The sequence below is a fragment of the Mesorhizobium sp. M1348 genome, from assembly GCF_040317925.1.
GTDB lineage: Bacteria > Pseudomonadota > Alphaproteobacteria > Rhizobiales > Rhizobiaceae > Mesorhizobium.
Genome location: NZ_JAMYLH010000002.1, coordinates 390,570 through 411,422, shown reverse-complemented (window position 1 = coordinate 411,422; position 20,853 = coordinate 390,570). Strand labels below are relative to the sequence as shown.

Below are 20,853 nucleotides of genomic sequence, written 5' to 3'. Positions count from 1 at the left end.
GGACGCTTGGCTTGATGGCTGCAAATCTTGAGGGAAGGAAGGCGCTTGTTCTCGGCGGAGGCAAGGGCCTCGGTTTCGGCGTCGCCGAAGCGCTCGCGGCGAAAGGCGCCGAGATCATCCTGGTCGGACGAGGGGAGAAGACCCTGGATGCGGCGCGGCGCGCGATCGAGGCCGCCGGCCACATCTGCTCGACCTTCAGCGCCGACCTCTCCGACAACGACAGCGTCTCCCGGCTGATCCGTGCCGTCGAGGGCGAGCATCAGCGGATCGACATCGTCCTGCTCAACGGCGGCGGCCCGCCGCCCTTCGCGGCCAGCGTCTTCGATGCGAGCGTCTGGGAGAAGCAGTTCACCAGCATGGTGCTGAGCCAGATGCGCATCGCCATTTCTTTCCTGCCCGGCATGCGGGCGTGGCGCTGGGGACGCATCATCGCCGTTTCCTCGACTTCCGTCCGTGAGCCGATCCCCGGCCTTACCGCCTCGAACGCGCTGCGTGCGTCGCTCGCCGGCTGGGCCAAGACGCTGGCCGGCGAAGTGGCGGCGGACGGCGTCACCGTCAACCTGTTGCTGCCGGGCCGTTTTGCGACGGACCGGACGAAACAGTTCGACGCCATGGACGCCGCCGACAGGGGTGTCGACGCTGCTGTGATCGCCGCCGAGAGTCAGGCTGAAATCCCGGCAAAGCGCTACGGCACTCCCGCCGAATTCGGCGCGGTTGCCGCATTCCTGGCCAGCGACGCAGCCGCCTATGTCACCGGCGTGGCGTTGCCGGTGGATGGCGGGCTCAGCCGCGGCATGCTGTGAGGGGAAGGGTGCAGCGGCGCGAATGGTCGCATCACGCAGGAACGCCCCTCGTGCCTTTTATCTGCGCGGGGGGCGTCCTGTTTGTCGTCCGCCTTTCTCAAAATCGCTCTTTCGAGAACGGCTTTCGACATCGACAGTAATGCTCGCGTCGCCAAAATGGTTCCCGGCTGGAGCAATTCCAGGAAAAGTGTGAACGGTTTTCCGTCCGGAATTGCGCAAAAACAAAGAGATAGAGCGGTTCATCGTTTCCGTGAACGATGAACCGGTCTAAGTGGTTTTTCGGCGGGCAGTAGCCCGGTTTTGCTGTCGGATTTGCCGGAGCGCGGGTCGCCGCCGCGCGTCTCTGCGAGTGTGGCAAATCAAAAAAATTGACACAGCGCGCAAAGAAGTCTACAAGAATTTTGTCGATGTTTGTTTGACCGACTTTTGTTATCCGCGCGCCGAGGCGCGCCTTTGACGAACTTCCCCATCAAAATCGAGACAAACGTTGTTGTGCATCCGCATGACGACGAACGAATATTTGCCATGGAAAGGGTTCGTTATGAGCACAGGCACAGTTAAATGGTTCAACGCCACCAAGGGTTTTGGTTTTATTCAACCTGACGACGGTTCTGCCGACGTTTTTGTCCACATCTCAGCCGTCGAGCGCGCCGGAATGCGCGACATCGTCGAGGGCCAGAAGCTTGGCTACGAGATGGTCCGCGACAACAAGTCGGGCAAAATGTCCGCCGACCAGTTGAAGGCGGCCTAAGACGGAATTCAGCCTCACCGGTGACCACGGATGTACTGGCACCGGTGAATGGCAAATTCCGGCGCATGGTCGCGGGGAGGTTAAGTCCCCGCTCATGCGCATGAGAAGAACGTTTCTTTGCGCGTCTCTCGGGATGCGCGGGCGCTCTCATGGAAGGTCAGGCGGTGCCTGGCCTTTTTCATTTTTGCGCTTCGACCGCCGAAAGAGCGCTGCTCGACGGCCCGGACGTGCTAAGAGGCTGTAAGGACGTTCCAGCAATTTGAAACCGGCTGCCGTATTGCTTTGTGCGGGATCCTGGCCAAAAGACCAGTCTCGTCACTTTTTCGGCGGCGCGCTCCGAACCGGGAGAAAGACCTTGACCGAACCTTCAAAAAAACCCCGCGACCAGGCCGAATCCATTTTTAGCAAGACGCGGACCCAGTCGATGTCGCTCGACCGCATCAATTCCGAACGGGATGCCGTCAGCCAGGCCCGCGAAGCCAAGACCGCGCGGCTGCGCGAACTGCGCCTGGAAAAGGAAGCCGACGAAATGGCGGCAGCGGTTGCGCTCGCGGCCTCGCCAAGACGCGCAGGCAAACGCTGATGGCCACCAAACGTGTGCCTCAAAAGGCGATCGCCGCCGATTCGACCATCGCCGATGTCGTGAGCGAACTCGACAAGCCGGTCGAATATGTCCGGCGCGTGCTTGAAAAGCTCGAGCGCTGCCGGCGTGTCCACGGCGATGCCCAGGTTCGGCTCGGCGTCCGCGGCCGTGCCGAATGCCCCAATTATCTGATCGAATACGTCCGGGAAAACGCCAAGACCCACGAGCGCGTGACCTTTCAGGATGCCGCCTACAGCGGCAGCACGCATCGCGAGCTGGCGCCCCGGCACATCGAGGAAGCCAGGAACTGGTCGCCCGAAGAAATGAACATCACGGCCGTTTCGGCGCTCATCGGCCGCCTTCGCAATCCGAATGCGCCATCATCGCGTTTCTCTGACGAGGATTGATATGGCAATCAAGTTTTCCGCCAAGGGCCAACCGGCAGCACCTGCTGCCGCCGTGAAGCCGGCCAAGCCGTCCGCCGCGCCAAAAACCGGTGAAGCCGCCGAAGCAGGCACCGATCTGTTCAGGTCGCCGGCCGAAGCGCCGCCGCGCAAGCCGAAGAAGAAATAGCGCCCTTGCAGCAAAATGCCGGCCGGAAATCCGCGCCAAGGCCGCTTGCCTTGGCGGTCGCGGAGGATTTTTCGTCGCCACAAGAGGGCGCCGGTCCGGTTGCCTTCGATTGCCAGACCTGTGGCGCCTGCTGTGCCTACTCGTCCAGATGGCCGCGCTTCTCCACCGAGGATGACGCGCAGCTCGACCTTATCCCGCAAAAATACGTGGCTGCCGACGAAGCCGGCATGCGCTGCGACGGCGCGCGCTGTTCGGCACTGTGCGGCGAGGTCGGCAAGTCGACCGCCTGCGGCATCTACGAGATCCGTCCTGACGTCTGCCGCGCCTGCATGCCGGGCGATGACGACTGCCTGATGGCGCGCCGGGCTCACGGACTGCCGACGCTTGAATGACGGCCCTCGGGCTGGCGTCCCAGTTTGAATTTCTTCAGTCAGATGATCGAAAGTCGCTGCGGTAGAGGCCGGGCGATCGTCCGGTCAACCGTTTGAATGCCTGCGAGAACGACGGCACCGATTCATATCCGACGGCGCGCCCGATCTCGCCAATGTTCTGGTTCGTTTCCCGCAGGGCCTTGGCGGCAAGGTTCATCCGCCACCGGGTCACATAGGACAGCGGCGGCTGTCCCACCAGTTGAGCGAAGCGACGCGCGAAGGTGGCCCGGGACTGTGCTGCGCCGCTGGCAAGGGAAGCGACAGTCCAGGGATTGCCCGGCCGCTCGTGGATCAGCCGCAAAGCTTGCGCAATGCCTTTGTCGCGCAAGGCGCCAAACCATCCCCCCGTTCCGAGTGGCTGATGTTCGATCCAGGCACGCAACAAGAAGATCAACGTGCTGTCGAGAAGGCTTGGGGCGACAATGTCGTGGCCGCCGAGATCGCCTTTCGCTTCGACCTGCAGAAGTTCCAGGGCAAGCCGCAGCGGCTCGCTGGTGCCTATCTGATTTCGGGTCAAATGAATCAGCGGAGGAAGCAGCGAAACCATCGGGTATGGCCCGACGCCGTCGAGTGAATATCTCGCACAAAGAAGAGTTGTCGCGGCGCGCTCGCTTTTCGGTTCTGGTCCGCTCTGATTTGCGGAAAGGACGGCGGATATCGATGCCGTCGGTGCATCCGCCGGATTGCAAAGGGCATGCCCGATACCGCTCGCGACAAGGATGACATCTCCCTGGTCTAAGCGGATCGGCACCTTTTCACCGGCTAGCCGCAGCCAGCATTCGCCGTTCTGTATGACGTGGATGGCGGCATTCCTTGTCGGATCCACCGAAATACCCCATGGCCGATGCAGGGTCGCGCTGCCGATCATGGCGCTGCCAAATCTCAGCGAAGCAAGAACTTCGGACAAGGCGTCCACGAGAACCATCCTCCAACGATGAATAGGACGACGCTATTAGACGATCGGATAAGAATCTAGCGGAATAGCGTATCGACCATCTCACAATCGCGACAGATTATGTTGGCAATGTTGGCGTGCGGACGCTCCTGTCCACGCCGGGCAGAAGCAGGCACCTGACGGAGCAAAACATGCGTGACGAACCATCAAATCCACTTCCAGCCAAGGCTCATAGTTCGCTCGAGACCAACAAGATGATCGTCCTGGACTTCATCGACAAAGCGGTAAACCAGGGCAACATCGAAGCTGCTTCGATGCATTTTGGCGAACGCTACATACAACACAATCCGAACATTGCGGATGGTGGGGAGGGCTTCAAAGCCTATCTGCAGCAGCTCAAACAGTCATTTCCCCTCGTGAAGGGAGAGGTGAAGCGGATTTTTGCCGAAGGGGATTTCGTCATCGTGCACATGCACGCAAAACGTGAACCGGAGGAGGAAGGCTTGGCCATCGTCGACATTTTCAGGCTGAACGAAAGTAAGCTCGTCGAACACTGGGAAGTTCGGCAGCCCATTGCCGATAGCAAGCTGCACGCCAACAGCATGATCTGAATGCGCATAGGCTCTCAGGCTGGCTTGTGCCCGCACGTTTCGCTGACTACGCTGCCGGCGGCAGGGCCAGCACCGGGAGACCATCCGTGAGCATCGAATTTTTGTTGACGTCGCTGATTGTCGTGGCTTCGCCCGGTACCGGCGTTCTCTATACGCTGAGCGCCGGGCTTTCACGTGGTGTGCGGGCCAGCATCATTGCCGCTTTCGGCTGCACGCTCGGCATCATTCCGCACATGGCGGCCGCCATCACCGGCCTGGCGGCTCTGCTGCATACCAGTGCCGTCGCCTTCGAGACGCTGAAATATCTGGGCGTCGCCTACCTGCTCTACATGGCCTGGAACACGCTGAAGGAGAAGGGCGGCCTGAGCGTCGACGAAAATGTCGCGCCGCGCTCGGCCGGCAAAGTGATCGCCTCCGGCATTCTGATCAACATCCTCAATCCGAAGCTGTCGATCTTCTTCTTTGCCTTCCTGCCGCAATTCGTTAGCACCACCGAATCGCATGCGCTGTCGAAGATGCTGGAGCTCAGCAGCGTCTTCATGGTGCTCACCTTCGTGGTCTTTGTCGGCTACGGCGTTTTTGCGGCGTCAATCCGCAGCCATGTCGTGTCGCGGCCAAAGGTGCTGACCTGGATGCGCCGCACCTTCGCCGGAGCCTTTGTCATGCTCGGCGCCAAACTGGCGCTGGCGGACCGGTAGACAGCTTTATGCCTTCACGTAGCCCATGGCCTCGACGATCTGCCCGTCCGCCACGCGCATCAGGTTGACGCCGCGCAGCGAATTGCCGTCGGCCATCCAGTAGCGCCAGCGGATCGTCGCCCGGTCGCCGGCGACGAAGGTTTCTTCGATGTCGAAGCGCGTGCCGGGTCCGGTCGCGATCGCCGACCACAGTTCGACGCAGGCGCCCTTGCCGATGCGGCGGGCACCGTCCGGGGCTGGCGTGGTGTTCTCGATCACGCAATCTTCCGCCACCAGATCGTCGAGCGCCGACGGGTCGTGGCGCTGGAAGACGTCGTTGTAGCGCCGCATGATTTCGGCCGTTTCGGCGGAGCGTTCGGCTGCGGCGATATCGATGATGAGTTCCTGTGTCATTGGATATTCCTTTCCCTTCAGTGATCAGTAGCGGCCTCGATGAGGCGGGCCTTGAGCGTGATCACGGCGACGCCGGCCAGCGCCCGCGACACGAGGCAGCTCTCCTTGGCGGTCTGCGCCAGCCGCTCGAAATCCGCCGCCGCCAGCCCGGCGACGCTTGCCTCCGTCTCCAGTTCGATACGGGTCAGCGTCGGTCCGGCCGCGGTGGCGCCGAGATGCGCTTTCGCGATCGTGTGGATGTGCGCGGGAGTGTGACCTTCGCGGCCGAGGATGGCGCTCAGCGCCATCGAGAAGCAGCCGGCATGCGCCGCCACAATCAATTCCTCCGGGTTGGTACCGGGACCGTTCTCGAAACGCGACGGGAAGGAGTAGGCACCTTCGAAGACGCCGCTGCCGAGCCTCAGCCGGCCCGAACCTTCCTTCAACGATCCCTGCCATTGGGCCTCTGCTTCACGAATGGTCATTGTGTCTCTCCTTTTAGTTTGAGGGTTGATCAGTTTTTTGGGGGCGAACCAGTCAGGCGCCGTCGACGACCACTTTTCCGAAGACGTCGCCTTGCTGGAAATAGCGGTAGGCGTCGTTGGCCTCGTCGAAGGCGAACACCTTGTCGATGACGGGCTTGAGCCGATGCACCGAGATGGCGCGCAGCATGGCTTCGAGGTTGGTGCGATTGCCGACGAACAGGCGGCTGATGGTGGCGAGGCTGCGCTGGTAGACCGGGCCGGGGATCTGCACGGTCCCGCCTTTCGCATCCTGTATGGTGAGAAGCACGATGCGCCCGTAAAGGGCGCAGGCGATCATCGATTGTGCGAAGGTCGGCGGGCCGCCGGTCTCGACGACGAGGTCGATGCCGCCGGTCTGCTCGCTCACCGCAGCACCCCATTCCGGCATGCCGGCTGTCGAGACGACGAGGTCGGCGCCGAGCGCCCGCAGCCGGTTCAGCTTCTCGTTGCGCGAGGTGACGGCCACGACACGGCAGCCGAGCAGCTTGGCGAATTGCAGCGCAAACAGCGCGACGCCACCTGAACCGATGACAAGAACCCATTGGCCGGGCTTCGGCATCTCGGCCGCCGTCACGGCATTCCAGGCGGTCAGGCCGGCGCAGGTCAGCGTCGCCGCTTGATGCCAGTCGAGATGATCGGGAAGCGGCACCGCCCATTGCTCGTCGAGCACGGCGTATTCAGCCAGCATCCCGTCCAGCGTGCAGCCAAGTTGGTCGATAAGACCGGCATTGATGCGGCCATCGATCCAGCGCGCAAAATAACTGCCGGTGACGCGGTCGCCTACGGCAAAGCGGGTGACGGCCTCGCCGAGGGCAACGACTTCGCCGGAACCGTCGCTCAGCGGGATAACGCCTTGGCGCGGCGCCAGCGGATAGGTGCCGTTGAGGATCATCGTATCGCGGCGGTTGAGCGAGGTGGCGCGGACACGCACGACGATCTCGTGCGGCTTCGGCGTCGGCTGCGCCTCGTCGCGCATCACCAGGCCCTTGGTCCCGCTCGTTCCTTCAAGGCGATAACTGCGCATCTGCTTCTCTCTATATGTAGACTGATCTACATATTATGTAGACCGGTTGTCATATTCGAGGCAAGGCCTATAATGCTCACTCCTGGCAGAGGTTGACATGGCGAACGACACCCGCACCCGCATACTCGAGACGACGGCGCTGCTGCTTAGGCAGCGCGGCTACCACGGCACGTCGCTCAGCGACATCTTGAGCGCCTCCGCTGCACCGAGAGGCTCGCTCTACTTTCACTTTCCGGGCGGCAAGGATCAGCTGGTCATCGAGGTGACGCGCGACAGCGTCGCCGATGTGACGCAGAGGCTAGACGCCGCGCTCGCTGCCGAAAAGGACCCGGCGGTGGCTGTCCACCACATCTACCAGTCGGTCGCGCGCATGCTGGAAGACAATCAGTTCACGCTCGGTTGCCCGATCGCGCCCGTGGTGTTGGACTCGCCGAACGACATGCCGCAACTGGCCGAGTTGTGCCGGTCGGCTTTCGAGCAATGGATAGGCCTGCTCGGGGCCGCCTTCGTCAGGGCTGGGGTGCCCGAGCGCCGCGCGCATGCGCTGGCGCTGCTGGTCGAATCATCGCTGGAAGGGCTGATGGTGATCGCGCGCGCCACCCACGACCGCGCCCCGGTGCTGGCGGTAGCCGATGAGGTCGCCGCGCTGATTGAGGGGGCATTGCTGGCTAAGGGCGCCGCTGCCGCGGTGCATTGACGCCGCTGTTTGAGCTTAGCGGCTTGCTCTCAAAGCAGAAAGGGCGACCTCTCGGTCGCCCTTTCCGTATCTGAAGACTTGATGGATTGCTTGGATTAGAAATCCATACCACCCATGCCGCCCATGCCGCCGCCGCCCATGCCGCCAGGCATGCCGCCGCCAGCCGACTCCTTCTTCGGAGCCTCAGCGATCATGGCTTCGGTGGTGACCAGCAGGCCAGCGACCGAGGCCGCGTCCTGCAGAGCCGTGCGCACAACCTTGACCGGATCGACGATACCCATGGTGATCATGTCGCCATATTCGCCGGTCTGGGCGTTGTAGCCGAAGGTCGCGCCCTTGTTCTCGAGGATCTTGCCGGCAACGATCGATGCTTCCGCACCGGCGTTGGACGCGATCTGGCGGGCCGGAGCCTGCAGCGCGCGACGCACGATGGCGATGCCCGCGGTCTGGTCGGAGTTGGCACCGGTTGCCTTGATGGTCAGCGAAGCGCGCAGCAGTGCGACGCCGCCGCCGGGAACGATGCCTTCTTCGACGGCCGCGCGGGTCGCGTTGAGGGCGTCATCGACGCGATCCTTCTTTTCCTTGACTTCCACTTCGGTCGCACCGCCGACGCGGATGACGGCAACGCCTCCCGCCAGCTTGGCGAGACGTTCCTGCAGCTTCTCCTTGTCGTAGTCCGAGGTGGTCTCTTCGATCTGCTGCTTGATCTGGGCGACGCGGCCCTGGATCTCGGCCTTCTTGCCGGCGCCGTCGACGATGGTGGTGTTCTCCTTGGAGATCGACACCTTCTTGGCGCGGCCGAGCATGTTCAGGCCGACATTCTCGAGCTTGATGCCGAGGTCTTCGGAGATGACCTGGCCACCGGTGAGGATGGCGATGTCTTCCAGCATGGCCTTGCGGCGATCGCCGAAGCCCGGCGCCTTGACGGCGGCGATCTTCAGGCCGCCACGCAGCTTGTTGACGACGAGCGTGGCCAGGGCCTCGCCTTCGACGTCTTCCGAAATGATGACCAGCGGCTTCGAGGTCTGCACGACAGCCTCGAGGATCGGCAGCATGGCCTGCAGGTTGGAGAGCTTCTTCTCGTGGAGAAGAATGTAGGCGTCTTCCAGATCCGCAACCATCTTCTCGGCGTTGGTGACGAAGTAGGGCGAGAGATAGCCGCGGTCGAACTGCATGCCTTCGACGACTTCGAGCTCGGTCTCGGCGGTCTTGGCTTCCTCGACGGTGATGACGCCTTCATTGCCGACCTTCTGCATCGCTTCCGCGATCATCGAGCCGACCGAAACATCGCCATTGCCGGCAATGGTACCGACCTGGGCAACCTCTTCCGAGGTCTTGATCTTCTTGGCGTTCTTGATCAGCGTCGCGACCACGTCGGCGACGGCGAGGTCGATGCCGCGCTTGAGGTCCATCGGGTTCATGCCGGCGGCAACCGCCTTGTGGCCTTCCTGGACGATCGACTGTGCCAGAACGGTCGCGGTCGTGGTGCCGTCGCCGGCGATGTCGTTGGTCTTCGAAGCAACTTCGCGGACCATCTGCGCGCCCATGTTTTCGAACTTGTCCTCAAGCTCGATTTCCTTGGCGACGGTGACGCCGTCCTTGGTGATGCGCGGTGCGCCGAACGACTTGTCGATGACGACGTTGCGGCCCTTGGGGCCGAGCGTGACCTTCACTGCGTCGGCGAGGATGTTGACGCCGCGCAGCATGCGCTCACGAGCGTCGCGGGAGAATTTTACGTCTTTGGCAGCCATTTTTAGCTCCTGGCAGGGGCTTGAATTGAGCCCGAAGATTTAAGTGAGGGTGTGGCCGATATTCAGCCGATGATGCCCATGATGTCGGATTCCTTCATGATCAGAAGGTCTTCGCCATTGAGCTTGACTTCGGTGCCCGACCACTTGCCGAACAGGATGCGGTCGCCGGCCTTGACGTCCAGCGGGACGAGCTTGCCGGCTTCGTCGCGGGCGCCGGAACCGACGGCGATGATCTCGCCTTCCTGCGGCTTTTCCTTAGCCGTATCGGGGATGATGATCCCGCCCGCGGTCTTGGATTCGGATTCGACCCGACGAACGACCACGCGGTCATGAAGCGGGCGGAACTTCGACTTTGCCATTTTTTATTCCTCGATGAGAATGGTGAGAACAGTTCCTCCGTCCGGCGGCGCCGGACATGTGGTTAGCACTCATCTTGGAGGAGTGCTAACGTGGCGCTGAAATAGGCTGGCAACTCGCGCGAGTCAAGGCGCCCGGTGAGCATCATCAGGACAATTGCTTCAAACAGGATCCTTGACTAAGTCAACTAAATGGCTGATCTTGCCGGGAGGAGGATGCCATGACCATTCATCATCACCCAGGCAACGAGCAGGTCGACGCGGTGCGGGCCTTCAACCGCTTCTATACCCGCCAGATCGGGCTGCTCGACGAAGGGCTGCTGAAAACCACCTTCTCGCTGACCGAGGCGCGGGTGCTCTATGAGCTGGCGCATCGCGATGGCCTGACCGCCACGGATCTTGGGCGCGACCTCGGCCTCGATGCCGGTTATCTCAGCCGGCTGCTGAAGAAGTTCGAGGAGCGTGATCTGGTCGAGCGCGCCACGATCGAGGCGGATGCGCGGCGCTCGTCGATCGCGCTGACCAAGGCCGGGCGGCAGGCCTTCGCTCCGCTGAACCAGGGTTCGCACGACCAGGTCGCGGCTTTGCTCGAACGGCTTTCGGTTGCCGAACAGGACAGGCTGGTCAAGGCCATGCAGACGGTGCAGCGTTTGCTGGGCGGAAGCGCCGAGCCCAAAATTCCCTATATGCTGCGGCCTCTGCAAGTCGGCGACATCGGCTGGATTATTCATCGCCAGGGCCTGCTCTACGCGCAGGAATATGGCTGGGACGAAACCTATGAAGCGCTGGTCGCCGAAATCCTCGGTGCCTTCGTCAAATCCTTCGATCCGAAATGGGAACGCAGCTGGATCGCCGAGCGGGAAGCGGAGGTCGTCGGCTCGGTCTTCGTCGTGCGCCAGTCGGACGAGGTGGCGAAGTTGCGCCTGCTCTATGTCGAGCCGTCGGCGCGCGGCCTCGGCATCGGCAAGCGGCTGGTCGAGGAATGTGTCGGCTTTTGCCGCGCCAAGGATTACAGGACACTGACGCTGTGGACCAACGACGTGCTCGCCGCCGCCCGCCACATCTATGAGGCTGCGGGCTTTAAATTGTCCAACGAGGAGCGCCATCATTCCTTCGGCAAGGATCTGGTCGGCCAGAACTGGAATTTGGAGTTGTAGCAGCGCTACAGAATTCCGGGCATCGGCCTGCGGCGGTCGCTCAGGTTGTTGGCTTAATGTTTTGGTTCAAGCGAAAGAAATTGGTAGGATCATACTTGTTTTTTAGTGCGGCCAACCTCGGATAATTCTCGCCGTAAGCTGCCAGAACCCGATCAGTGCCCTCTTCGCCGAGATTGTTGGCATAGACGCCGCCGGTCGAGAACGGTCTCATTGCATCCCACAGGTCACGCGCCCATCGGATGTGCGTTTCGTCGTCAGACGGATTGTCCCAGATCGATATCGGGAAGCAATCGTAAAGTGCATCCCGGTTGGCGTAGGGCGTTCCGTCCATCGGTACTCGCGAGATGGCGCCGCCAACCTGCTGCAGGACCAGAAGCGATTCGCTGGGTGCAGTCATGTAAGCCGCAAGCATGGTATCGATCGCCTGATCTGTGATTTCGCGCATGAACTGCGCCTTCCAGTAGTAGCGCCGCCCGCGCGGAAAGAGGCTGTCCCCGGCCGATTGGATTTGAAGATAGGGGACAGGAGCAATCTGGCGCTCAACCGGCCGACCATACTCTCTCAGAGGTTGAATGATTTGCTGGCCCTCGTCGAGCGGGCCGATGTAGCACGCCGATATGCTGAAGAAGCGCTCGCCCGAGGGCGCCGTGACAAGTGCTGCATCCAGGCTCAGCTCATCTGGGGCGCCGCTCGAGAACGCACGGTAGAACCGCATCGCTTCGCGTGCCTCTTCGTAGCGGTATAGCATCGATCCCGCGATGAGGAGCGGACCCACGGGATGGAGCTTGTATTCGAAAGTCGTGACTATTCCGAAATTGCCGCCGCCGCCCCGAATGCCCCAGAACAAATCTGCATTTTCGGCCGCGTTTGCCGTGAGCAACCGGCCGTCCGCCGTCACGATTTCGACAGCGACAAGGTTGTCGCAGCTCAGTCCATGTTTGCGGCCAAGCTTGCCGAAACCGCCGCCGAGTGTCAGTCCGGCTATGCCGGTATCCGCGTTGACACCCATGGTCGTCGCAAGACCATGGACCTGTGTGGCTGCGTCGAACTCGCCCAGGTTCAAGCCAGCTTCTGCGCGCGCAACACGGCGGATCGGGTCGACTTCGATCCGCTTCATGCGTGACACATCGATCACCACGCCGCCGTCGCATACCGAACTGCCGGCGACGTTATGACCACCGCCGCGGACGGCGACGAGGAAGCCTTGCGATCGGGCGAAGTTGACGGCCGTGACGACATCGCTGGATTCGGCGCAATAGAAGACAGCCGCCGGCCTCTTATCGACCATGCCATTCCAAACTCTGCGCGCCTGGTCATAGCCAGGGTCGTCCGGAAGGATCAGATCGCCGCGAATCGCCTGCCTGAGCCGGGCGATATCTGGCGCCTGCAACGTCGGCTCGGAACCGTCTATAAGCTTGAACATGCTCATCGAGGGATACCCTTCGTGATCTGGCACGGTTGGACAGGCCGCTTTCGTTCACCGACATGTGTCGGATCATAATGATCTCATGCGACGCCATTCGCTGCAAAATCGAATATCTCAGTCGCTGGATGAGCTAAATTCATCTAAGCTGCCTGGATGAGAAAACTTCCGCCGCTCGGGTCGCTTCGCGCCTTCGAAGCCGCTGCCAGGCTGATGAGCTTCAGGAAGGCCGCGACGGAACTCGGAGTGACGCCAACGGCCATCAGCCACCAGATTCGATTGCTGGAGGAGGTCTGTGGGCAACTGCTGTTCCGGCGGCGCCCACGACCGCTGGTGCTCACAGGCGTGGGCGAACGGCTATTTCCGGTAATTTGCAGCGGCTTCGACGCTTTCGCTGCGGCAATAGCATCAGCCTCGGCCGGTGTTGGCCAACGCCCGTTGCGCGTGACGAGCCCAAATGCATTTGCCAGCCGATGGCTGGTTCCGCGCCTGTCGAAGTGGCGCGAACAGCATCCGAACATTCCACTGGAGATCATCGGGACAGACGCCGTTCTCGACCTGCGAGGCGGTGACGCCGACGTCGCGATCCGCTATGCGCGCAGGATGCCGCGCGATGTTCCCGCGCAGGAAATTTTTCGGGACGCATTCTTTCCGGTATGCAGCCCGGAGCTGTTCGCAGGAGGCGACCGACAGATCGAGCGCGCCGCCGATCTGCTGCAATACCCGCTCATCCATTTCAATTGGACGAACCGCGACCCGGAAGCGCCGACTTGGCAGCGATGGCTGGCGATCGCACGCTCGATCGATCCCAGCATCCCCAATGCCAACCAGGCATGGGACTTAAGTTTCCGCGAAGAGCTGCACGCGATTGACGCGGTAGCGGCAGGCCAAGGCATCGCTATCTGCAGCGATGTGGTCGTCAGTGGCGAACTCGAGGCTGGCAGGCTGGTCAAGGCACATGATCTCTCTCTGCCAGGCTATGGCTTTTACCTTGCCTGCGTAGCCAATCACCCCCGACAAGCGCATGTCGAAGCCTTTTCCGCCTGGATGAGATCGATAGTCTGAGCATCTGAACGCCGATCTTCTGCATACTCGTCACAAGCGCCCGGGGTGATAAATTGCTAACCACGATCGCCCTGCACTGACTGCCATGCACACTTGCCGGCTTCTGGCATAATCCGGCTCCTTGAATTATGAGCACGCTTATTATATATGTCGCTCATGGTTTCCGATGGCATCGACAGATTGGGCTTTTTGATCCACGACGTGCAGCGCCTGATGCGCAAGCGCTTCGAGGCGCGCGCCAGCGGTTTTGGCCTTTCTTCGGCGCAATGGCGGCTTCTGGTCCGCGTCGCCAAGGAGGCGGGTGTCGCGCAGGCGCGGCTTGCCGAGCTTCTGGAAATCGAGCCGATCAGCGTCTCGCGTCTTGTCGATCGCATGGAGGAGGGCGGCTGGATCGAGCGCCGTCCGGACGCAACCGACAGGCGGGTGCGCATGATTTTCCCGACCGCCAAGGCGAACGCGGCCTACGCCCACGTCAAGAGCCTTGCCGGCGAGGTTTATGAGGAATCGCTCGTTGGCGTTTCGCCGGAAGATCGCCGCGTCCTGGTCAAGGCGCTGGAGACAATGGTGCAGAATCTTGCAGATGGTGACACGCCGCCCTCGGAAAAAGTGAAGAATACGGAAGGCGCAGCAGCATGAACGCGGTAGCCAAAGTAGATGAGAATGCGGCCAAGCTGGAGATGGAAGCTCCCGCGAAGCCGGCGGCAGCTCCGGTAACGGTCGCTGCGCAGGTAGCTCCGGCGCCGGTGGCGCCGAAGAAGAAGCGTCGTGCCGGCCGCTTCCTTTTGATGTTTGTGCTGCCCGCTGCGTTGATCGCCGGCGGCAGCTATGTCTGGGTGACCGGCGGCCGCTATCAGGAGACCGAAAACGCCAATCTGCAGCAGGCCAAGGTGTCGATAGCCGCCGATGCGGCGGGCCGCATTGTTCAGGTCGACATTTTCGACAACCAGTCTGTCAAGCAGGGCGACGTGTTGTTCGCCATCGATCCCGAGCCCTACCGGATCGCGTTGGCCCAAGCCGACGCGGCGGTGGCGGGCGCGCGGCTCAATGTCGAGCAGCTGCGTGCGGCCCATAGCCAGGCGCTGGCGCAGGAGAAGTCCGACGAAAGCCAGGTCCAGTACGCGCAGTCGCAATATGACCGCGCCGCCGACCTTGCCCACAAGGGCATCAACGCCAAGTCGTCGCTGGACGAGGCCAAGAACGACCTCGACAAGGCCAAGCAGCAACTGGCCGTGGCCCAGCAAGGGATCGTCAGCGCCAAGGCGGCACTTGGCGGCAATCCCGACATCGAGACCGACAAGCATCCAACGGTAATGGCGGCGCTCGCCGCACGCGACAAGGCGGCCTACGATCTGGTCCAGACCACGGTCAAGGCGCCTGCCGACGGCATCGTCAGCCAGGCCGCTTCGTTCAAGGTCGGCCAGTATGTCGGTTCGGGCACGCCGCTGTTTTCGCTGGTCGAGACCGGCGACACTTGGGTCGACGCCAATTTCAAGGAAACCCAGCTCACAAACATGAAGCCGGGCCAGAAGGCCGAAATCGTGGTCGACACCTATCCGGGCAAGACGTTCGAAGCCACCGTCAAGGCGATCGGCGCCGGCACCGGGGCCGAGTTCTCGCTGCTGCCCGCGCAGAACGCCACCGGCAACTGGGTCAAGGTCACGCAGCGCATTCCGGTCCGCCTGGAATTGGCCGATGCCGACGCCAAGATGGCGCTGCGCACCGGCATGAGCGCGACCGTCACGGTGGACACCGGCGTTTCCCGCGGGCTGCCGAGCATTTTCCGCCGCGCCACGGCAGGCGAGGCCAAGTAAGGAGGCCTAACAGCGGCCGCATAGCAAACAGCGAGATGGATGCAGGTGACAGGATTGGTCCGAGGGAGGCGCAGGAAAAATTGAATGCGTAGACGGGCTGCACTCTAGCCTCCCTGAGCAGACAACTCCGCTCAGGATCTTCGGTCCTCAGGTTTCCGGGCGGCAGGCGCCCGCTTTGTCGAGACGCTCAGTCGATGTATCCCCCACATCGATGCTCGCGTCCCACCGCGATGAGGGTCTCTCTACAGCGAGGGCCTCGCCGTCCGGAAACCTAATGTACACGTTTTTGTTACCTGCTGGAAGTTTTACGTCATGAGCAGCCCAGAACCCTTTCGCGAAGTACCGCACCGCGGCCTGATCACAGTTGCGCTCATGCTGGCGACGATCATGCAGGCGCTCGACACGACGATCGCCAACGTTGCGCTGCCGACCATGACCGGCGATCTCGGCGCCTCCCCCGACAACATCAACTGGGTGCTGACCTCCTACATCGTTGCCGCCGCGATCATGACGCCGGTGACCGGCTGGCTGGCCGATCGCTTCGGCCGCAAGGAGCTGTTCCTGACGGCCGTGGTCGGCTTCACGGTCTTCTCCATGCTGTGCGGCATCGCCTGGAGCCTGGAGACCATCGTTCTCTTCCGGCTGATGCAAGGCGTGTTCGGCGCGGCCATCGTGCCTCTGTCGCAGACCTTCCTGCTCGACATCAACCCCAGGGAACGCCACGGCCAGGCAATGGCCATCTGGGGCGCCGGCATCATGCTGGGACCGATCCTTGGCCCGACGCTGGGTGGCTGGCTGACCGAGAATTTCAACTGGCGCTGGGTGTTCTTCATCAACCTGCCGGTCGGCATCATCGCCTTCCTCGGCATGGCCGCATATCTTCCCAGCGTCGCCCGGCGGGTGCGCAGCTTCGATTTCTTCGGCTTCACCATGCTCTCGCTCGGTGTCGGCGCGCTGCAGCTGATGCTCGATCGCGGCGGCGAGGTCGACTGGTTTTCCTCGATCGAGATATGGATCGAGCTTGGTCTTTCCATCACCGGCTTCTGGGTATTTACCATACATACGTTAACGGCGGAGCACCCCTTTATCGACCCGAAGATCTTCCTCGATCGCAATTTCGTCACCGGGCTGGCGTTCATCTTTGTCATGGGCGTGCTCATCTTGGCGAGCATGTCGCTGCTGCCGCCAATGCTGTCGACCATCTTCGGCTATCCGACCCTCACCATCGGCATCGTCCTGGGGCCGCGCGGTGTCGGCACGATGATTGCGATGCTGTTCGTCGGGCGGATCATGCACAGGATCGATGCCAGAATCCTCGTCGTCATCGGCTTCCTGCTGACCGCGCAATCGCTCTACACGATGTCGAGCTTTTCGCCGCAGATGGACAACTGGCTTATCCTCAGCTCCGGCGTCATCCAGGGCCTTGGAATGGGAATGGTGTTCGTGCCGCTGTCCACCGTGGCCTTCGCCACGCTCGACGCACGCTTCCGCACCGATGCAACGGCGTTGTTCAGCCTGGTGCGCAATCTTGGCTCGTCGATCGGCGTGTCGGTGGTGACGGTTCTGCTGGTGCGTAACACGCAAATCAACCACGCGGAGCTCTCGGCCTATGTCAATCCGTTCAATCCCAACCTCTGGGCGGCGTCGCCGGCAGCGGCGGGCGGCGATCCGACGGCGCTGTCGCTGATGGATCGCATGGTAAACATACAGGCGATGATGATCTCCTACGTCAATGACTTCAAGCTGCTGATGATGATGACACTGCTTGCCGTCCCGTTTGTTTTCCTGCTGCGCAAGCCAAAGGCTGCGCCGCCCGCCGGTGGGGCGCCTGCCGCGCACATGGACTAAGCCTCAGGGCTTACCGCAACCGCGACCGGCTCGAGGCTCCGTTGCCTGTACCGGTCGCGTCGGCATTGAGCCGGTTCACCTGCCATTAGTATATCCGGACCAATATGCAGTCGCTTTTGGGTTAAAGGCGAGCCTCCTTTGCTTGCCTCAAGCATCAGCGGGAGGAATTGTGTTTGGCCACGAAATCATCCAGGCAAACCGCCGAAGCGCCCGAATCCGCCAATTTGACGACTCTGGCACAACTGGCGACTGCCTCATATGAGGCCCTCGAGCGCGAGCTTCGCGCCACGATTGCGGCACTTCAGGACCAGGCACTGCGGTTCCAGACCGCGATCGAGAACATCTCGCAAGGCATCTGCTTTTTTGACGCCGATGAACGGCTGATCCTGTGCAACCGCCGCTATGCGGAAATCTATCGCCTTGCGCCGGAGCAGTTGCAGCCGGGCCTGGCTCTGCGCGAAATCGTCGAACGTCGCGTCGCTGTCGGGACCTCGCCGATGAAAGCGGACGCCTATCTGCCGTTGGCCCGGGCAGTCAATTCCGGCACGGCTTCGAGAAACTGGTCAGCCGTGCTCGCCGACGGCCGGACAATTCAGGTTTGCCACCAGCCGATGCCCGACGGCGGCTGGGTGGCCACGCACGAGGACATCAGCGAGCTCAGCGCCAACCGCTTGGTCGTCGACGAGCGTATCTCGTTGCAGACGCTGATCGACCTGGTGCCTGACTACATGTGGGTGAAGGACACCGAAAGCCGCTTCGTCGTCGCCAACCGAGCCATTGCGTCCGACAGCGGTCGAGACAGCACGAGCGACATGATCGGTCTGAGCGACTTCGACCTTCATGCGCCGGAACTTGCGCAGAAATTTCGCCTCATCGAGCAGCAACTGATGCGCGATGGACAACCGATGATCGACGAGGAGGAGTTCGTCGTCGATGCGTCAGGCACCGGCAAATGGTTCCTGTCTACGAAACTGCCGTTGCGCAACGTTCAAAACAACATTTTTGGCCTCGTCGGCATTGCCCGCGACATCACTGCGCGCAAGCAGGCCGAAATCCTGCGCGACGGGCAGGCGCATATCCTCGAGATGATCGCAAAGAGTGCTCCCCTCGACGACGTGCTCGAGCGGCTCATGCATCTGGTCGAATCCCAACTGGCGGGGATATTCGGTTCGGTCTTGCTGCTCGACAAGGATGGCACCCATTTGCGCCACGCCGCTGCGCCGAGCCTGGCGAGAGACTACACCGACGCCGTCGACGGCGCCGCGGTCGGACCCAAGGCAGGGTCTTGCGGAACCGCAGTCTATCGGCGCGAACCGGTGATCGTCGCTGACATCATGCAGGATCCGCTTTGGCAGGATTATCGCGAACTCGTGCGGCCGCACGGTTTGCGTTCATGCTGGTCGACCCCGATCCTGTCGCATCAGGGCGTCGTGCTTGGCGTCTTTGCGATGTATTCGATGACGGTGCGCGAACCGACCGAGGCCGAGACCCGCCTGATCGATTTCACCACGCGCATCGCCGGGATCGCCATCGAACGCAAACAGGCCGAAGACCGGATCCACTTCATGGCCAATCATGACGTGCTGACCGGGCTTCCCAATCGCGCCTTGCTCGAGGACCGGCTTTCGCAGGCCGTCTTGTACGCCCAGCGATACGATCGCTGGGTGACGGTGGTGTTCATCGATCTGGACAATTTCAAATTCGTCAACGACACGCTCGGCCACAATGCCGGCGACGAGCTTCTGAAGATCGTCGCAAGTCGCATGGTCGACTGCGTCCGGGCGACCGATACCGTCGTGCGGCTTGGCGGCGACGAATTCGTCGTCGTGCTTTTCGACCAGCCGGCGAACGTCGATCTCGTCTCCGAGACCTTGCAAAAGCTCAGGGCTGCACTCGCCGAGCCAGTTCAGCTCGGAGCGCATCTTGTACGGGCGACGGCCAGCATCGGCATTGCCAACTATCCCAAGGATGGGACGGATCCCGATACGCTGCTGGCAAATGCCGACGCGGCGATGTATCGCGCCAAGGAGTTCGGCCGCGACAATTTCCAGTTTTACGCTCCCGAGTTCAACACCAGGGCGCATGAAAAATTCGTGCTTCAGGAAGAGTTGCGAAACGCCTTGGCGCGTTCGGAATTCACGCTGCTCTACCAGCCGCAGGTGGACCTTCGATCAGGTCGGGTTTTTGCGGTCGAGGCATTGATACGCTGGAACCATCCAACGCTTGGCACGGTAATGCCGACGATGTTCATCCCGACCGCCGAGGAGACAGGTCTGATCGTACCGATCGGCGACTGGGTTCTGAATGAGGCGTGCCGGCAGAACAAAGCCTGGCAAGACGCAGGGCTGCCGCCCTTGACCGTTTGCGTGAATGTGTCGCCGCGGCAATTCAGGGAACGCAACCTGATCGATCGCATCGTCAGCGCGCTGAAGGACAGCGGCCTGGAGGCCAGGTATCTCGAGCTGGAGGTGACCGAGAGCCTTATCATGCAGGATATCGAGCTCGCCGTCGCGACCATGAACGCCCTGCAAAGCCTGGGTGTCCAGATCTCAATCGATGATTTCGGCACAGGCTATTCTAGCCTCAGCGCACTCAAGACCTTTCCCGTGGCGCGGCTGAAGATCGACAAGTCCTTCATCAACGATCTTGCCGCCGACGAGAACGACCAGGCTGTGGCCAGCGCGGTGATTTCATTGGGGCAAAATCTCAACCTGAGGGTCATCGCCGAGGGCGTTGAGACAGATGATCAGGTTGCCTTCCTGCGCAGGAACAATTGCGACGAAATGCAGGGCTATCATTTCAGCAAACCGGTTTGCGCGCAGGACATCGAGGAATTGCTCGGCGGCCGCAAAGACTGACGGGTCGGTCGTCCGGCAGGGCCTCCGCCGATCAATGGCGCAAGCTTATCTACCGAGCACAAGGCACCAGTAGCGAAGCGTGCTGTCGCGGCCGTCGCGTACATAAGCGAGGCCGAAGCGGGTGAAGCGCGGGTCGAGCATGTTGCGGCGGTGGCCTGGCGAATGTACCCAGATATCGAAAAGCTTCTGCTGGTCGAAGCGGCCTTCGGCTATGTTTTCGGCAGCAGCGCCGGCAATGCCGTTGTCTTTGACGCGCGAGGCAAAGTCCTTGCCCCAGCCGGTGGTGTGGTTCATTCGGCCGCCGCGCGCCATGTAGCCGGCCTGCTGCAGCGCCGCCTGCTCGAGCCGCGCATCGGGGACAAGCGGTCCAAGACCGGCTGAGGCTCGAATGCCGGTCAGGGTGCCGGCGGCGGAAGCAGAGACACCGGCGCCTTCACCGGTGGGCAGCACGGCGGTGGCGCAGGCGACGAGCCCGGCAACGGCGCCAAGGCCGGCAGCTCTGAGCAGCATGCGCCTGTTTAGGCCAGGTTTGCCTTCATCATTTTCGATTTTCGCAACGGTCATTCCCGCCTGACATAGCGGTGATCATGGCTTTTGCCGGGCAGGGGACCAGAATCTCGCG

23 protein-coding genes and 1 pseudogene are annotated in these 20,853 nt (G+C 61.8%); 15 read left to right on the top strand and 9 right to left on the bottom strand.

The window, feature by feature from the left end:
- Positions 1 to 14: 14 nt before the first annotated feature.
- The 6 genes from NKH13_RS06085 to NKH13_RS06060 all read left to right on the top strand — a co-directional run bounded on the left by NKH13_RS06085 (position 15) and on the right by NKH13_RS06060 (position 3,102).
- Positions 15 to 803: an SDR family oxidoreductase gene (locus tag NKH13_RS06085; protein ID WP_352911273.1), complete on the top strand. Its 789-nt coding sequence runs from the start codon at positions 15 to 17 to the stop codon at positions 801 to 803.
- A gap of 541 nt (positions 804 to 1,344) precedes the next feature.
- Positions 1,345 to 1,554, top strand: a complete 210-nt coding sequence (locus NKH13_RS06080; RefSeq protein WP_010915421.1) for a cold-shock protein — start codon at positions 1,345 to 1,347, stop codon at positions 1,552 to 1,554.
- Between the two features lie 355 nt (positions 1,555 to 1,909).
- Positions 1,910 to 2,137, top strand: coding sequence for a hypothetical protein (locus NKH13_RS06075; RefSeq protein WP_352911631.1), 228 nt, complete (start codon positions 1,910 to 1,912; stop codon positions 2,135 to 2,137).
- Positions 2,137 to 2,544: a hypothetical protein gene (locus tag NKH13_RS06070; protein WP_352492579.1), complete on the top strand. Its 408-nt coding sequence runs from the start codon at positions 2,137 to 2,139 to the stop codon at positions 2,542 to 2,544. The genes NKH13_RS06075 and NKH13_RS06070 overlap by 1 nt, the downstream gene beginning before the upstream one ends.
- A gap of 1 nt (position 2,545) precedes the next feature.
- Entirely contained in the window at positions 2,546 to 2,710 is a 165-nt protein-coding gene (locus NKH13_RS06065) for a hypothetical protein (protein WP_352867447.1), read from the top strand.
- A gap of 50 nt (positions 2,711 to 2,760) precedes the next feature.
- Positions 2,761 to 3,102 carry a YkgJ family cysteine cluster protein gene (locus NKH13_RS06060; protein WP_352911628.1) on the top strand — a complete coding sequence of 114 codons (342 nt, stop codon included), beginning with the start codon at positions 2,761 to 2,763 and terminating at the stop codon, positions 3,100 to 3,102.
- A gap of 34 nt (positions 3,103 to 3,136) precedes the next feature.
- Here the strand turns inward: NKH13_RS06060 and NKH13_RS06055 are convergent, their stop codons facing one another.
- Together NKH13_RS06055 and NKH13_RS06050 are read right to left on the bottom strand one after the other, a co-directional pair.
- Positions 3,137 to 3,469 carry a helix-turn-helix domain-containing protein gene (locus NKH13_RS06055; protein WP_352911626.1) on the bottom strand — a complete coding sequence of 111 codons (333 nt, stop codon included), beginning with the start codon at positions 3,467 to 3,469 and terminating at the stop codon, positions 3,137 to 3,139.
- Between the two features lie 96 nt (positions 3,470 to 3,565).
- Positions 3,566 to 4,009: pseudogene (locus NKH13_RS06050) on the bottom strand (cupin domain-containing protein); the annotation flags it as partial.
- Between the two features lie 218 nt (positions 4,010 to 4,227).
- On the opposite strand from NKH13_RS06050, the gene NKH13_RS06045 reads away from it, so the two are divergent.
- Together NKH13_RS06045 and NKH13_RS06040 are read left to right on the top strand one after the other, a co-directional pair.
- Complete coding sequence (locus NKH13_RS06045) at positions 4,228 to 4,647, top strand: nuclear transport factor 2 family protein (protein WP_352911270.1); 420 nt, start codon at positions 4,228 to 4,230, stop codon at positions 4,645 to 4,647.
- 86 nt (positions 4,648 to 4,733) lie between these two features.
- Entirely contained in the window at positions 4,734 to 5,345 is a 612-nt protein-coding gene (locus tag NKH13_RS06040) for a LysE family translocator (protein ID WP_352911268.1), read from the top strand.
- 6 nt (positions 5,346 to 5,351) lie between these two features.
- Here NKH13_RS06040 and NKH13_RS06035 read toward each other — a convergent pair whose 3' ends face one another.
- From NKH13_RS06035 to NKH13_RS06025, 3 genes are read right to left on the bottom strand one after another with little or no spacing between them, the layout of a single operon-like run.
- The gene (locus NKH13_RS06035) at positions 5,352 to 5,738 is read right to left on the bottom strand and encodes a nuclear transport factor 2 family protein (protein ID WP_352911265.1); all 387 of its coding nucleotides are present in this window, start codon (positions 5,736 to 5,738) and stop codon (positions 5,352 to 5,354) included.
- A 17-nt stretch (positions 5,739 to 5,755) separates the two neighbouring features.
- Positions 5,756 to 6,202, bottom strand: a complete 447-nt coding sequence (locus tag NKH13_RS06030) for an OsmC family protein (protein ID WP_352911262.1) — start codon at positions 6,200 to 6,202, stop codon at positions 5,756 to 5,758.
- A 52-nt stretch (positions 6,203 to 6,254) separates the two neighbouring features.
- A complete protein-coding gene (locus tag NKH13_RS06025) occupies positions 6,255 to 7,265 on the bottom strand; it encodes a zinc-dependent alcohol dehydrogenase family protein (protein WP_352911260.1) in 1,011 nt (336 codons plus the stop codon).
- Positions 7,266 to 7,362: 97 nt separating this feature from the next.
- Here NKH13_RS06025 and NKH13_RS06020 point away from each other — a divergent pair, with 97 nt between their 5' ends.
- Complete coding sequence (locus tag NKH13_RS06020) at positions 7,363 to 7,962, top strand: TetR/AcrR family transcriptional regulator (RefSeq protein WP_352911257.1); 600 nt, start codon at positions 7,363 to 7,365, stop codon at positions 7,960 to 7,962.
- Between the two features lie 95 nt (positions 7,963 to 8,057).
- On the opposite strand, the gene groL is transcribed toward NKH13_RS06020, so the two are convergent.
- The gene (groL, locus tag NKH13_RS06015) at positions 8,058 to 9,713 is read right to left on the bottom strand and encodes a chaperonin GroEL (RefSeq protein WP_352911254.1); all 1,656 of its coding nucleotides are present in this window, start codon (positions 9,711 to 9,713) and stop codon (positions 8,058 to 8,060) included.
- A gap of 62 nt (positions 9,714 to 9,775) precedes the next feature.
- Complete coding sequence (groES, locus tag NKH13_RS06010) at positions 9,776 to 10,072, bottom strand: co-chaperone GroES (RefSeq protein ID WP_006203049.1); 297 nt, start codon at positions 10,070 to 10,072, stop codon at positions 9,776 to 9,778.
- A gap of 218 nt (positions 10,073 to 10,290) precedes the next feature.
- Here groES and NKH13_RS06005 point away from each other — a divergent pair, with 218 nt between their 5' ends.
- On the top strand, positions 10,291 to 11,226 hold the full coding sequence (locus tag NKH13_RS06005; RefSeq protein WP_352911252.1) for a bifunctional helix-turn-helix transcriptional regulator/GNAT family N-acetyltransferase: 936 nt from the start codon (positions 10,291 to 10,293) through the stop codon (positions 11,224 to 11,226).
- 40 nt (positions 11,227 to 11,266) lie between these two features.
- On the opposite strand, the gene NKH13_RS06000 is transcribed toward NKH13_RS06005, so the two are convergent.
- Complete coding sequence (locus tag NKH13_RS06000) at positions 11,267 to 12,655, bottom strand: FAD-binding oxidoreductase (protein ID WP_352911250.1); 1,389 nt, start codon at positions 12,653 to 12,655, stop codon at positions 11,267 to 11,269.
- A gap of 150 nt (positions 12,656 to 12,805) precedes the next feature.
- Here NKH13_RS06000 and NKH13_RS05995 point away from each other — a divergent pair, with 150 nt between their 5' ends.
- The 5 genes from NKH13_RS05995 to NKH13_RS05975 all read left to right on the top strand — a co-directional run bounded on the left by NKH13_RS05995 (position 12,806) and on the right by NKH13_RS05975 (position 20,231).
- On the top strand, positions 12,806 to 13,714 hold the full coding sequence (locus tag NKH13_RS05995; protein WP_352911248.1) for a LysR substrate-binding domain-containing protein: 909 nt from the start codon (positions 12,806 to 12,808) through the stop codon (positions 13,712 to 13,714).
- A 156-nt stretch (positions 13,715 to 13,870) separates the two neighbouring features.
- On the top strand, positions 13,871 to 14,350 hold the full coding sequence (locus NKH13_RS05990; RefSeq protein ID WP_352911623.1) for a MarR family winged helix-turn-helix transcriptional regulator: 480 nt from the start codon (positions 13,871 to 13,873) through the stop codon (positions 14,348 to 14,350).
- On the top strand, positions 14,347 to 15,525 hold the full coding sequence (locus tag NKH13_RS05985; RefSeq protein ID WP_352911245.1) for an HlyD family secretion protein: 1,179 nt from the start codon (positions 14,347 to 14,349) through the stop codon (positions 15,523 to 15,525). The genes NKH13_RS05990 and NKH13_RS05985 overlap by 4 nt, the downstream gene beginning before the upstream one ends.
- A gap of 312 nt (positions 15,526 to 15,837) precedes the next feature.
- The gene (locus NKH13_RS05980; protein WP_292653931.1) at positions 15,838 to 17,373 is read left to right on the top strand and encodes a DHA2 family efflux MFS transporter permease subunit; all 1,536 of its coding nucleotides are present in this window, start codon (positions 15,838 to 15,840) and stop codon (positions 17,371 to 17,373) included.
- A 173-nt stretch (positions 17,374 to 17,546) separates the two neighbouring features.
- Positions 17,547 to 20,231, top strand: coding sequence for an EAL domain-containing protein (locus tag NKH13_RS05975; protein WP_352911243.1), 2,685 nt, complete (start codon positions 17,547 to 17,549; stop codon positions 20,229 to 20,231).
- A 45-nt stretch (positions 20,232 to 20,276) separates the two neighbouring features.
- Here the strand turns inward: NKH13_RS05975 and NKH13_RS05970 are convergent, their stop codons facing one another.
- The gene (locus NKH13_RS05970; protein ID WP_352911241.1) at positions 20,277 to 20,795 is read right to left on the bottom strand and encodes a CAP domain-containing protein; all 519 of its coding nucleotides are present in this window, start codon (positions 20,793 to 20,795) and stop codon (positions 20,277 to 20,279) included.
- Positions 20,796 to 20,853 lie beyond the last annotated feature (58 nt).